Genomic DNA, 13,108 nt, shown 5'->3' on the forward strand with positions numbered 1-13,108 from the left:
TTCTCCTTGGGTCATGGGGTGTGCTGCAGGTTAGTCGGTTGCGCTGGCGTCCGATCGACAGTGCCGGCGCTCAAACCGACCGGCGGTTGTGCGCTGCCGCCCAGGCTGCCTTCGATCTGCGCCGCCATGTAAAGCGTGGCGGCCATGACGCCGCTGGTCGGGTCCTGCACCAGTTTGAGCCAGGCCTTGTCGAAGGTATTGCCCAGGCTACGGCGAATCAGCGCCTCGCTATCGGGCCGGTCAAAGGCCTGGATGAATGCGCGAATGCCAGCCACCCCTAGCGTGATCAAGCCACCGGCCAGTTTCCCGGTCGCTGCGGCCACGGCGCTGGCGGCCCCGCGCGGGGCCATCTCGGCTTCCATCCGCCGGCTGGCGCGCCTGGCCACCGGCGCCATCGCGGTGTCGGTCGAGCCCACCCCCTTGTTGCCACCGGCCCTATGGACTTTGTCGATCAGCGCGGCGAAGGCCGGCAAGGAGTTCAGCGGTTCGGTGTGCACGATCTGGTACAACGAGGCGTCCCTCGTCGGCGGAGGCCCGAGGGCGATGGCCGGGACTTTCTGGATGCGCCCGTTGAGCTGGGGCATCGGCACGCCGTTGCGGCTGGAGATTTTCTGCAGCTCTTCCTTGAGGATGTCGACATAGAACGCCGCTGCCAGGCCGAGAATCGCATCGGGATCGAGTTCCACGGCCGCCGGGGCCAGGACCTTCTCCTGATAGGCTTCGAGCAGGTACGCCGCCAGGCGTTTTTCCACGGCGTCCTGCTCACCCTTGGCGCTGATGGTGTACCAGCTGACCTTCATCGACAGCCATTCCTGGGTCCAGTAACTGCTGAACCACGGAATGAAATTCTGCTCGGTCAATTCATAGACCCGTGTGCGCCAGTAATCCATGGCGCCGCGGGCGTAGATTTTGGCCTGCTCGGTGGCCGTCTGCGAGGCGGTGACGATCTCCCGGTCCACTTGTTGCCAGGTGCTGGCAGGAACGATGACCGGTGCCACTTCCACCGGCGCACGCACAGGCGTGGCACACCCCGCCAACACCACCAGCACGGCAATGATCAGCGAACGCAGGTTCAAGATGGCGGCTTCCTGAAGTGGGTACCGGGCGAAATGCCCGACACGCGAAACTTTGGGCATAAGTATAGGTGGCGATGTCCCGGAGCCCGTGAAAAGGCCCGCATCAACAGAGAAAAAACCACCATCACTTGCATCGATATTCACCATCGCCGCGATTGCCTTCCGCTTGATGGCCGTCAGCGTAGGATCAATCCCAAGCCAACACGAAACCCCGAATCGGAGGGGGACATCATGCTGATCCATCTGCTGACCTGCCTGGCCCTGACGGCTTTCACTTTGGGCGTATTTTCCTGGTACGTCCTGAGCGAGGAGCAAACATCATGATTCACACCGTCACCCTCGCCGTGCGTTTTCCGGTGTTCGGCAACAATTTCTACGCGCAGAAATTCGAGTCTCGTAAAGAGTTGACTCTGCTGTTCGACGAGAAGTTCGAGGCGTTGCTGATCCCGGCAGCCGATCATCACTTCAGCAACGAAGTGGTCGGGCTCAATGATCAGTTCCGTTTTTTGAATGACGTGCTGGTCGAGCATCTGCTGGATGTCGAGCTGGCAAAAGGCTCGGCCCGTTCGTTCGGGTTCTGACAGCGACCGCCGGTCGCCCGGGCTCACAACGTTCGCTGGCTATTGCCAATCCCCTTGGCAATATCGATCCCCCAATCCATCGCCGCTTCCATGTCCAGCATGTGCGGCCGTGGATCATGGTTTTCATCGATGGCCGAGCCGTCCGGCCGATAGACACCGATGAACATGCCCAACGAACCGTCCTTCAATATCTCGGCCTTAACCTTGATGTTGCATCCGTTCGATAGCGTTTCCTTGTGCTCCATATGGCGCTCGGTCATGACTGCATTGCTCCCCTGACTGAATTCAAACCCTACTGGCCATGCTAGCTCAGCCCCCGGAACTGCGCCGATTGGCAGGACCGGAGGCCTGCACTGACAGCGGCGCAATGCCACCTATACTGAAGTCCACCTCCCCTCAGGGGATCTGCATGCCCAACAATAAAAAGCAGAGGTGGAACATGGTCTGGCAGCAAGTCTACGATCCGTTCGGTAACCCGGTGCTTTCAACATTCATGGCGGCTGTGCCGGTGGTGGTGATGCTGGCGTCCCTGGCGTTCTTTCATGTCAAGGCGCACCTGGCGGCATTGCTCGCCCTGGTTTCGGCCTTGCTGATCGCGATTTTCGCCTTCGGCATGCCGGCGAACATGGCGGGTACCGCAGCGCTGTTCGGTGCAGCCAACGGTCTGCTGCCGATTGGCTGGATTGTGTTGAACATCATCTTCCTGCACCGCCTGACCACCGAGAACGGCTCGTTCAAGGTGTTGCAAGACTCCCTGGCGCGCATCACCGATGACCGACGCCTGCAATTACTCCTGATCGCCTTCTGCTTCGGTGCGTTTTTCGAAGGCGCGGCCGGCTTCGGTACGCCGGTGGCGGTGACCGGGGCGATTCTGATCGGGCTGGGCTTTTCGCCGCTTGCCGCGTCGGGGCTGGCGCTGATCGCCAACACCGCCCCCGTGGCGTTCGGTGCCCTCGGCACGCCGATCATCACCCTGGCCAGGGTGACCGGGCTGGATGAAATGGAGCTGTCGATGATGGTCGGCCGGCAGTTGCCGTTCTTCTCGGTGCTGGTGCCGTTCTGGCTGATCTGGGCCTTTGCCGGCTGGCGCAAGATGCTGGAAGTCTGGCCGGCGATCCTGGTGGCCGGGGTCAGTTTTGCCGTGCCGCAGTTCCTGGTGTCCAACTATCACGGGCCGATGCTGGTGGATGTGATCGCCGCGCTGATTTCCATGGCCTGCCTGACTGGTTTCCTCAAGGTTTGGAAACCGGCCACGGTGCACACCTCGGCTGCGCTGTCCGGCCGGGTCGATAATTCGAAGATCGACGCCGAACACGACGAAAAGCCCGTACCGACTGCAACCTTCGCCAATGAGGCGAACCCGGCAGTGATGCGCGCGTGGATGCCATGGATCATCCTCACGATCTTCGTGTTCATCTGGGGTACGCAAGGCTTCAAAAACACCTTCGACACCCGTCCGGCGATTGACCCGCAAACCAGCTCAGCCAAGCTCGACCCTCAGGGCAAACCGCTGCGCGAGGCGAACCCGGTGTTCGCGCCGGTCCTGATCTTCACCACCCTGCACTTGCAAGTCGAGAAAGTCCCGCCCGTGGTGCCTGCGCCGAAAACCGAAGAGGCGGTGTACAAGTTCACCTGGTTCACCGCCACCGGCAGCGGCATTCTGCTGGCGGCGATCGTCGGCGGCTTGCTGATGGGTTACTCGATCCCGCAATTGATTCGCCAGTACCTGCGCACCCTGTGGGTGGTGCGCTACTCGCTGACCACTATTGCGGCGATGCTCGGTCTTGGCTTCCTCACCCGCTACTCGGGCCTGGATGCGACCATGGGCCTGGCCTTCGCCGCGACGGGCATCTTCTATCCGATGTTCGGTACCTTGCTCGGCTGGCTCGGCGTGGCGTTGACCGGTTCGGACACGGCTTCCAACGTGCTGTTCGGCGGCTTGCAACGAGTGACGTCCGAGCAGTTGGGCATGAGCCCGGTGTTGATGGCCGCCGCCAACAGCTCCGGCGGGGTCATGGGCAAGATGGTCGATGCCCAGTCGATCGTGGTTGCCTCCACCGCCACCCGCTGGTACGGCCATGAAGGGGAAATCCTGCGCTACGTGTTCTTCCACTCGGTCGTGCTGGCGATTCTGGTCGGTGGCCTGGTGACGTTGCAGGCCTATGTCGCGCCGTTCAGCCACATGGTGGTGGGCGGGCATTGAATCGAATACAAGCGTAATTCTGCGTAAACCTGATCCACGCCCGGGTTAACCACCCGGGCGTGGCGTACTGCACACCCAAATCCCTGTGGGAGCGAGCTTGCTCGCGATGGCGGAGTGTCATTCAACATAGATGTCGACTGTTCTGCCGCYATCGCGAGCAAGCTCGCTCCCACATTAGTAGACGGTGGTTTATTGAATGAATCGTCCGTCGAGCAGACAACGATCCCATGGACAGCTGAGCTTTGCGGACCAATGATTAATACAGTGGACCGCGAAAACAGACCTCATGTAACAACAGAACGAGTGTCGAGCGCCGATGAACATTCTCTACGATGAACGCGTTGACGGTGCCTTGCCCGGCGTCGACAAACGGGCGCTGTTGCAGGCCCTGCAAACCCGCTTGCCGAATCTGGAAATCCTGCATCAGCAGGAGGAACTCAGGCCCTACGAATGCGACGGACTGTCGGCCTATCGCACCACGCCGATGCTGGTGGTGTTGCCCCGCTATATCGACGAAGTGCAAGGGGTGCTGCGCGTCTGCCATGAGCTGCACGTCCCCGTGGTGGCCCGTGGCGCGGGCACCGGTTTGTCCGGCGGGGCGCTGCCCCTGGAGAAAGGCGTGCTGCTGGTGATGGCGCGCTTCAACAACATCCTGGGCATCGACCCCGCCGCCCGTACCGCACGGGTTCAGCCCGGCGTGCGCAATCTGGCGATTTCCCAGGCGGCGGCACCCTTCGGCCTGTATTACGCGCCCGACCCTTCCTCGCAAATCGCCTGCTCCATCGGCGGCAACGTCGCGGAAAATGCCGGTGGCGTGCATTGCCTGAAGTACGGCCTGACCGTGCACAACGTGCTCAAGGTCGACATCCTTACCGTCGATGGCGAGCATTTGAGCCTGGGCTCCAATGCCCTCGACTCTCCCGGTTTCGACCTGCTGGCGCTGATCAACGGATCCGAAGGTTTGCTCGGGGTAATTACCGAGGTCACGGTCAAGCTGCTGCCCAAACCGCAGACCGCCAAAGTGCTGTTGGCAGCGTTCGATTCCGTGGAAAAAGCCGGGCGCGCGGTCGGCGACATCATCGCCGCCGGCATCATCCCCGGCGGCCTGGAAATGATGGACAACCTGGCCATCCGCGCCGCCGAGGATTTTATCCACGCCGGTTATCCGGTGGACGCCGAGGCCATTCTGCTGTGCGAACTCGATGGCGTCGAAGCCGATGTCTCTGATGACTGCGACCGGGTGCGCCAGGTACTGCAACAGGCCGGCGCGACTGAGTTGCGCCAGGCGAAGGACGAAGCCGAGCGCGTGCGTTTCTGGGCCGGACGCAAGAATGCCTTCCCGGCGGTGGGCCGCCTCTCGCCGGACTATTACTGCATGGACGGCACCATCCCCCGTCGTGAATTGCCCGGCGTGCTGCGCGCCATCGCCGAACTCTCGAACGAATACGGCCTGCGAGTGGCCAACGTGTTCCATGCCGGCGACGGCAACATGCATCCGCTGATTCTGTTCGACGCCAATCAACCCGGTGAACTCGATCAAGCCGAAGCCCTGGGCGGCAAGATTCTGGAGTTGTGCGTGAAAGTCGGCGGCAGTATCACCGGTGAACACGGCGTGGGGCGCGAGAAGATCAATCAGATGTGCGCGCAGTTCAACAGCGATGAGCTGACCCTGTTCCATGCCATCAAGGCCGCCTTCGACCCCGGCGGCATGCTCAACCCCGGCAAGAACATTCCGACCCTGCACCGCTGCGCGGAATTCGGTGCCATGCACGTGCATGGCGGTCAACTGCCCTTCCCTGAGCTGGAGCGTTTCTGATGCGCCGCCCTGAAGATTTCGATGACAGCCCGTCACTGCTGGCACAGGTCAATCAGGCGCTGGAAAACGCCACGCCGTTGCGCATCCAGGGCTCCAACAGCAAGGGCTTCCTCGGGCGCACCACGGCCGGGGAAATTCTCGACACCCGCGCGCACCGGGGCATCGTCAGTTACGACCCGACCGAGCTGGTGATCACCGTCCGCTGCGGCACGCCGTTGTCGGAACTGGCGCAAGTGCTGGACGCCGCGCAACAGATGCTGCCCTGCGAACCGCCGTCCTTTGGCGATGGCGCCACCGTCGGCGGTATGATCGCCTGCGGGCTGTCCGGGCCACGGCGCCCGTGGGTCGGTTCGGTGCGGGATTTCGTTCTCGGCACGCGGGTCATCACAGGGCAAGGCAAGCTGTTGCGCTTCGGTGGCGAGGTGATGAAAAACGTCGCCGGCTACGACCTGTCGCGTCTGATGGCCGGCAGTTATGGCAGCCTCGGGCTGATCGCCGAAGTTTCCCTCAAAGTGCTGCCAAGACCCCGGCAAGCCTTGAGCATCAGCCTGGAAATGGACGCCGAGCGGGCCTTGCTGCGCCTGGCGGAATGGGGCCAGCAGCCGCTGCCGATCAGCGCCGCCTGCCACGACGGTTCACGCCTGCACCTTCGGCTTGAGGGCGGTGAAGGTTCGGTGGCGGCGGCCCATGAGCGCCTCGGTGGTGAGCAGTTGGACGCTTCCTGGTGGGACGATCTCAACGAACAGCGCTTGAGTTTCTTCGATGAAGACCAGCCGCTTTGGCGCCTTTCACTGCCGCACAACACGCCTCGTCTGTCGCTGCCAGGTCGCCAGTTGATCGATTGGGGTGGCGCCCAGCGCTGGCTGAAATCCGATGCCGACGCGGCGTTCATCCGCCAGGTGGTCGACGAGGTCGGCGGCCATGCCACCTGCTTCAGCCACGGCCTGACCGACACCCCGTTCCATCCGCTGCCGCCAGCGCTGATGCGCTATCACCGCAACCTGAAACAACAACTTGATCCACGGGGCATCTTCAACCCCGGACGCCTGTACGCGGAGCTTTGAACCATGCAGACGACCTTGAGTGAAAGCGCCAGCCAACTGCCCCGCGCCGCAGAAGCCGAAAGCATCCTGCGCACCTGCGTGCACTGCGGGTTCTGCAATGCCACGTGCCCGACCTATCAATTGCTCGGCGATGAACTGGACGGACCACGAGGCCGCATCTACCTGATCAAGCAAGTGCTGGAAGGCAACGAGGTCACGCAAAAGACCCAGCAGCACCTGGATCGCTGCCTGTCGTGCCGCAACTGCGAAACCACCTGCCCGTCGGGCGTCGACTACCACAACCTGCTGGACATCGGTCGCGCGGTGGTCGATGCGGCGGTGCCGCGCCCCCTCGGTCAGCGTCTGTTGCGCGAGGGGTTGCGTCAGACCGTGCCCCATCCAGAGCTGTTCAAGAGCCTGGTCAATAGCGGTCAGGTGTTCCGCGCGTTACTGCCCGGCACCCTGCAAAGCAAGTTGCCGCGCAATGTCTACCCGGCCAAGCCGCGGCCCATGACCCTGCGTGAGCGTCAGGTGCTGATGCTCGAAGGTTGCGTGCAGCCCAGCCTGTCGCCCAACACCAATGCCGCGGCGGCGCGGGTACTGGACCGGTTGGGGATCAGCGTCATCGCGACCCGCGAAGCCGGTTGCTGCGGCGCCGTGGACTACCACCTTGGCGCCCAGGTCGCCGGCCTCGATCGCGCCCGGCGCAACATCGACGCGTGGTGGCCGGGCATCGAAAAAGGCGCCGAAGCGATTGTGCAGACGGCCAGCGGTTGCGGCGCCTTCATCAAGGATTACGGCCACCTGCTCGCCAGCGACCCGGCCTATGCCGACAAGGCAAAAAAGGTCAGCGAACTGGCCCGGGACCTGGTGGAAGTGTTGCGCGACGAGCCACTGGAAAAACTTGGCATTCACGCCTCGCAACGCCTGGCCTTCCATTGCCCCTGCACCTTGCAGCACGGACAGAAACTCGGCGGTGCCGTGGAGGCGCTGCTGACCGGCCTCGGTTTCAACCTGACGTCCGTCCCCGACGGGCATCTGTGCTGCGGCTCGGCGGGCACCTATTCGCTGACCCAGCCCGAACTGTCGCGACAACTGCGCGACAACAAGCTCAACGCCCTGGAAAGCGGCCATCCCGAGGTGATTGTCACAGCCAACATCGGCTGCCAGACGCACCTCGACGGCGCGGGCCGAACCCCGGTGCGCCACTGGATCGAACTGGTCGAAGCCGCCCTGCCTTAACCGAATCCTGGAGATACCCATGAACAGCAAAGCCGTCCTGAGCCAAGCCGAAGTCAGCCAGATCCTTGCCGCCGCCCGCGCCGAAGCACAGGCCAATCAATGGGCCGTGACCATAGTGGTGGTCGATGACGGCGGCCACCCGCTGGCCCTCGAACGCCTCGACGGCTGCGCGCCGGGCAGCGCGTACATCGCCACCGAAAAGGCCCGGACCTCAGCCCTCGGGCGGCGTGAAACGAAAAGCTATGAGGACATGGTCAACGCCGGGCGCTACGCTTTCCTGTCAGCACCGTTGCTGACTTCGCTTGAAGGTGGCGTACCGATTGTCTTCGATGGCCAGGTGATTGGCGCTGTCGGCGTGTCGGGGGTCAAGCCCGAACAGGATGCGCAAGTGGCCAAGGCCGGGGCGCAGAACCTGAAATGAACAGAATGCATACCAAACATCCACCATAGATCCCTGTGGGAGCGAGCTTGCTCGCGATGGCGGAGTGTCATTCAACATAGATGTCGAGCCGAGAGGAGTTGCAGCAATGACCCGCCTAACTGCCAAAGACTTCGCCCCTGAACTGCTGGAACTGTACGACTACTACGCCCACGGCAAGATCAACCGCCGGGAGTTTCTCGACCGCGCGGCATTATTCACCTTCGGCGGATTGACGGCTGGAGCCCTGCTCGCCGCGCTAAGCCCCAACTACGCGCTGGCCGAGCAGGTCGAGTTCACCGATCCGGACATTCTTGCCGAGTACATCACCTACCCCTCGCCCAAGGGCCACGGCGAGGTTCGCGGTTATCTGGTGCGTCCGGCCAAGGCCACCGGCAAGGTGCCGGCGGTGGTGGTCGTGCACGAAAACCGCGGGCTCAACCCCTACATCGAAGACGTGGCCCGGCGTCTGGCCAAGGCCGGTTTCATCGCCCTCGCCCCTGACGGCCTGAGTTCGGTCGGCGGTTATCCCGGCAATGACGACAAGGGCCGCGAACTGCAGGCCACGGTCGACCCGGAAAAGCTGATGAACGACTTTTTCGCCGCCGTCGAGTGGATGATGAAACACCCCGCCGCCACTGGAAAAGTCGGCATCACCGGGTTCTGCTACGGCGGTGGCGTGGCCAATGCCGCTGCCGTGGCCTATCCGGAACTGGGTGCCGCCGTGTCGTTTTATGGCCGTCAGCCAACGGCCGAGGAAGTGCCACGGATCAAGGCACCGGTGATGCTGCACTACGGCGAACTGGATACGCGGATCAACGAAGGCTGGCCGGCCTATGAGAAAGCGTTGAAGGCCGGGGGCAAGACCTATGTGGCCTACATTTATCCGGGCTGCAATCATGGCTTTCACAATGATTCGACGCCGCGTTATGACGAGGCGGCGGCGAAGCTGGCGTGGGAGCGGACGTTGGGGTGGTTTAAAAAGTATCTGGTTTGAATAAAAATTCTGGGCCAGCAGGACTGGCCCCATCGCGAGCAAGCTCGCTCCCACAGGGACCGAGTCGAAGCACATATCTGTGAACGACTCAGGAACCTGTGGGAGCGAGCTTGCTCGCGATGGCGATCTCACGGCTGGTGACTACTTCGGCTGAGCCACCGTCCGCAGATACGGCTTCAGGGTCTTGAAGCCATCCGGATACTTCTTCTTCGCGTCTTCGTCAGACACCGAGGTCGGGATGATCACGTCTTCACCCGGCCGCCAGTTCACTGGCGTGGCGACGGTGTGTTTGGCATTGAGTTGCAGGGAATCGAGCAGGCGCAGCACTTCATCGAAGTTGCGCCCGGCGCTCATCGGGTAGATCAGCATGGCCTTGACCTTCTTGTCCGGTCCGACGATGAACACCGAACGCACCGTGGCGTTGTCCACCGCCGTGCGCGCGCCGCCGCTGGCATTGGGGTGGATCATGTCGTAGAGCTTGGCCACCACCAGGTTTTCGTCGCCGATCAGCGGATAGTTGATCGCCGTGCCCTGAGTCTCGGCGATGTCACCGACCCAACGGTTATGGTCACTGACCGGGTCGACGCTGAGCCCGACAACCTTGGTGTTGCGCTTGTCGAATTCCGGCTTGAGTTTGGCCAGGTAGCCCAGTTCGGTGGTGCACACCGGGGTGAAATCCTTGGGATGGGAAAACAGGATGGCCCACCCATCGCCGATCCATTGGTGAAAGTTGAGGGTACCTTCAGTGGTGTCGGCGGTGAAATCCGGTGCTTCGTCGCCAATGCGGATAGCCATGTTCGATCTCCTTGCAGTGATGGACAGGGACGCCGTCAGGGCAGCGAATGCGCTTTCAACGGCATGGACGCGAGACATTATAGGATAGGTTCCGGCACTCGCCGGCCTGCGTTGGCTGAGTCGCTAGCCCACCAGCGCAATCAGTTGCTGGCGCTGGGCGTCGGTCAGCATCGGGCCGAAACCGGCCCGGGCATTTTCCGCCATGTAGCGCGGGTTGCCGGTGCCCGGAATCACGCAGGTCACCGCCGAATGCGACAGCAGGAACTTCAGCGCCAGTTGTGGCCAGCTCTTTACCCCGACTTGCGCCGCCCAGCCCGGCAGCGGTTTATCTTTCAGTTTGGCCAGCAAGCCGCCACCGCCAAACGGCCGGTTGCAGATCACCGCCACCCCCCGCTCGCGGCACAACGGCAGCAGGCGATTCTCGGCACCGCGATCATCCAGGGCATAGTTGATCTGCAAGAAATCCAGGGGCTCGGCCTTGAGTACCGCTTCCACTTCTTCATAGGCTGATGCGGTGTAATGGGTGATGCCGATGTAACGAATACGCCCTTTTTCCTTCCAGTGGCGCAGGGTCGGCAAGTGCGTCTGCCAGTCCAGCAAGTTGTGGATCTGCATCAGGTCGATCCGGTCGGTCTGCAACAGGGCGAAGGATTGCTCCATCTGCGCGATGCCTTCTTCGCGGCCCCGGGTCCACACTTTGGTGGCGAGGAAGGCCGGTGAGCGTGGCTCATGGATCGACAGCAACTCGCCGACGGTCTGTTCGGCACGACCGTACATCGGCGAGCTGTCGATCAACTTGCCACCCTTGTCGAACAACGCATCGAGCACCGCGGGCAAGTCTTTGTAGGCCGGTTGCGCAGGCTCGACATCGAATCCGCGATAAGTGCCCAGCCCTACGATCGGCAAGGACTCGTTGCTGGAAGGAATGGCCCGGGTCTGCATGGTCTTGCCTCCTGTTCCCATCGACGGCGCGGGTTGCGCAACCGCCAGACCGAACGTGAAGACCGCCGAAGCACCGGCAGCCAGCGTGAGTATTGCTCTACGGGTGTAACCCTCAGGATGGCTCATAAAACGCTTCTCACCAGTCGCACGGGTCCGGCCCGTTGCACCAACAACCCGGATAACCCGCGCCAAGGGTCAATTGACTACACTTTGAAAGCCTTGCGGCGCCAGCCACTTTCACTCCCAGAGCAGTCAATGCCGCCCACTAACGTTAGTCGAATGTCACGCACCCTGGTGTTACTCGTCGTCATCGTCGCTGCGTTGTACCTGGCGCTGTGCGTGGCGCTGTTCGTGTTCCAGCGGGCACTGATTTATTACCCGCAACCGCGTACCGTCGGCGGCGCCGAGACACTGCTCACCCTGCCGGCCGCCGACGCGCAGGTGCTGGTCTCCACCCGACCTCACGAGGGTCCCAACGCGCTGATTTATTTCGGCGGCAATGCCGAAGACGTCTCGCGCAACCTGCCCGGGTTCACCCAAGCGTTCCCTGACTACGCGCTGTATCTGCTGCATTACCGCGGCTACGGCGGCAGTTCCGGCTCGCCTTGCGAAGAAGCCATTGCCCGCGATGCCATGAAGTTGTTCGACCTGGTGTATGCCACCCATCCGCATGTGGCGGTGGTCGGACGCAGCCTGGGTTCCGGGGTTGCCGTGCGCCTTGCCAGCGAACGCCCGGCCGCGCGACTGGTGCTGATCACACCCTACGACAGCCTCGAAGAGCTCGCCGCCCGTCAGTTCCGCTGGTTTCCGGTGCGCTGGTTGTTGAAGGACAAATACCCGTCCTGGCAGTACGCCGCCCGCATCACGGCGCCTACTCGGCTGATTGCGGCAGAGCATGACGAGGTGATTGCGCGCCAGAGCACCGAACGTTTGTATACACACTTCGCCAAAGGCGTGGCGTCACTGCAGGTGATACCGGGGACGGGGCATAACTCGATCAGCGAAAGCCCTGAGTACCTCAAGGTGCTGGGGGGTGGGTTGTAACGGCAACACCAGTCTTTGTGACGAGGGGGGCTGTGGCCGTTCATCCGAGAATTCACCAACGCCCAATAAAAACATATTTTTATGTCTATATTGACATTGTCGAACGTTCCCACTCTCAGAGGGTACCGTCATGAACGTTGAGATTCATTAGAAATTGAATTCGGTTCATTAAAAGCTGAATTACGCCAGACCAGTTTCATTCGAGCGACGAACTTGTCGTTCATAGCTCGGTGTGCGCTGCCTCATCGCTGATCAGCTCAGTTAAGCGATTTGATGCTTTGTTTTTATTTGTCCGATTCACGGAGGTGCCATGATGAACAATAAAATCGCAATCTACCTGCTCCTCGCCTTGCTTGCCCTTCCAGCCTGGAGCCACGCAGCTCCATCGCCCGCGTCCACGGATGCCGACTCGCCTGCACTGACCACGCGCCTAGCGCTGCGGGATCTATGGGTCGAGCATATTTTCTGGATCCGCGACTATGCGCTGGCCAACCAGTCCGGCGATCAGAAACAAGCCAAGGTCGCGGCCGACCTGGTGGTCGACAACGCCACCAAAATCGCCAACAGCATTGCCCCGCTCTATGGCCAGCCGGCGGCTGATCAACTGCTCAAACTGCTGGCCGGTCATTGGGGCGCGGTGAAACACTACAGCGATGCCACCGTCGCGAAAGACGCCAAGGGCAAGCAGGCTGCCGTCACCGAGTTGACCAGCAATGCCAAGGCGATTGCGGCGTTTCTGGCCACCGCCAACCCCAATCTGCCTGAAGCCACACTGGTCAATATGTTGTCAGCCCATGGCGGTCACCACATCGCCCAGATCGACGAGTTTGCCGCGCACGATTACGCTGGCGAAGCCCGCACCTGGGCAATGATGCGTACACACATCCTGGCCCTGGCCGACGCGTTGACCGGCGCGCTGGTCAAGCAATTCCCGGACAAGTTCTGATATCG

The 13,108-nt window shown here is 61.9% G+C and carries 13 protein-coding genes; 9 read left to right on the plus strand and 4 right to left on the minus strand.

Going from position 1 to position 13,108, the window contains the following annotated elements; translation table 11 throughout:
- Positions 1–11: 11 nt before the first annotated feature.
- Positions 12–1,076: a hypothetical protein gene (locus tag AC1DRN_RS17560; RefSeq protein ID WP_223457621.1), complete on the minus strand. Its 1,065-nt coding sequence runs from the start codon at positions 1,074–1,076 to the stop codon at positions 12–14.
- A 320-nt stretch (positions 1,077–1,396) separates the two neighbouring features.
- Between AC1DRN_RS17560 and AC1DRN_RS17565 the strand changes: the two genes are divergently transcribed.
- Entirely contained in the window at positions 1,397–1,657 is a 261-nt protein-coding gene (locus tag AC1DRN_RS17565) for a hypothetical protein (RefSeq protein WP_223457620.1), read from the plus strand.
- A 23-nt stretch (positions 1,658–1,680) separates the two neighbouring features.
- Here the strand turns inward: AC1DRN_RS17565 and AC1DRN_RS17570 are convergent, their stop codons facing one another.
- The gene (locus AC1DRN_RS17570) at positions 1,681–1,917 is read right to left on the minus strand and encodes a hypothetical protein (RefSeq protein WP_090456183.1); all 237 of its coding nucleotides are present in this window, start codon (positions 1,915–1,917) and stop codon (positions 1,681–1,683) included.
- 179 nt (positions 1,918–2,096) lie between these two features.
- Between AC1DRN_RS17570 and AC1DRN_RS17575 the strand changes: the two genes are divergently transcribed.
- From AC1DRN_RS17575 to yghX, 6 genes are all read left to right on the plus strand, one after another.
- Positions 2,097–3,860 (plus strand): L-lactate permease, encoded by a 1,764-nt coding sequence (locus AC1DRN_RS17575; RefSeq protein WP_223457663.1) that lies wholly within the window; start codon positions 2,097–2,099, stop codon positions 3,858–3,860.
- A 316-nt stretch (positions 3,861–4,176) separates the two neighbouring features.
- Complete coding sequence (gene glcD, locus AC1DRN_RS17580; protein WP_223457618.1) at positions 4,177–5,676, plus strand: glycolate oxidase subunit GlcD; 1,500 nt, start codon at positions 4,177–4,179, stop codon at positions 5,674–5,676.
- Positions 5,676–6,740, plus strand: coding sequence for a glycolate oxidase subunit GlcE (glcE, locus tag AC1DRN_RS17585; protein WP_223457616.1), 1,065 nt, complete (start codon positions 5,676–5,678; stop codon positions 6,738–6,740). The genes glcD and glcE overlap by 1 nt, the downstream gene beginning before the upstream one ends.
- A gap of 3 nt (positions 6,741–6,743) precedes the next feature.
- A complete protein-coding gene (gene glcF / locus AC1DRN_RS17590; protein WP_223457614.1) occupies positions 6,744–7,961 on the plus strand; it encodes a glycolate oxidase subunit GlcF in 1,218 nt (405 codons plus the stop codon).
- Positions 7,962–7,980: 19 nt separating this feature from the next.
- Entirely contained in the window at positions 7,981–8,382 is a 402-nt protein-coding gene (locus AC1DRN_RS17595) for a heme-binding protein (protein ID WP_223457612.1), read from the plus strand.
- 106 nt (positions 8,383–8,488) lie between these two features.
- Entirely contained in the window at positions 8,489–9,376 is an 888-nt protein-coding gene (gene yghX, locus AC1DRN_RS17600) for a YghX family hydrolase (protein WP_223457610.1), read from the plus strand.
- Positions 9,377–9,517: 141 nt separating this feature from the next.
- Here yghX and AC1DRN_RS17605 read toward each other — a convergent pair whose 3' ends face one another.
- The gene (locus AC1DRN_RS17605; protein ID WP_223457608.1) at positions 9,518–10,171 is read right to left on the minus strand and encodes a peroxiredoxin; all 654 of its coding nucleotides are present in this window, start codon (positions 10,169–10,171) and stop codon (positions 9,518–9,520) included.
- A 123-nt stretch (positions 10,172–10,294) separates the two neighbouring features.
- Positions 10,295–11,239 (minus strand): aldo/keto reductase, encoded by a 945-nt coding sequence (locus tag AC1DRN_RS17610; RefSeq protein ID WP_223457607.1) that lies wholly within the window; start codon positions 11,237–11,239, stop codon positions 10,295–10,297.
- A 129-nt stretch (positions 11,240–11,368) separates the two neighbouring features.
- On the opposite strand from AC1DRN_RS17610, the gene AC1DRN_RS17615 reads away from it, so the two are divergent.
- Together AC1DRN_RS17615 and AC1DRN_RS17620 are read left to right on the plus strand one after the other, a co-directional pair.
- A complete protein-coding gene (locus AC1DRN_RS17615; protein ID WP_223457606.1) occupies positions 11,369–12,157 on the plus strand; it encodes an alpha/beta hydrolase in 789 nt (262 codons plus the stop codon).
- A 313-nt stretch (positions 12,158–12,470) separates the two neighbouring features.
- Positions 12,471–13,103 carry a hypothetical protein gene (locus tag AC1DRN_RS17620; protein ID WP_095944709.1) on the plus strand — a complete coding sequence of 211 codons (633 nt, stop codon included), beginning with the start codon at positions 12,471–12,473 and terminating at the stop codon, positions 13,101–13,103.
- Positions 13,104–13,108 lie beyond the last annotated feature (5 nt).

Source organism: Pseudomonas sp. P5_B3 (assembly GCF_056400405.1).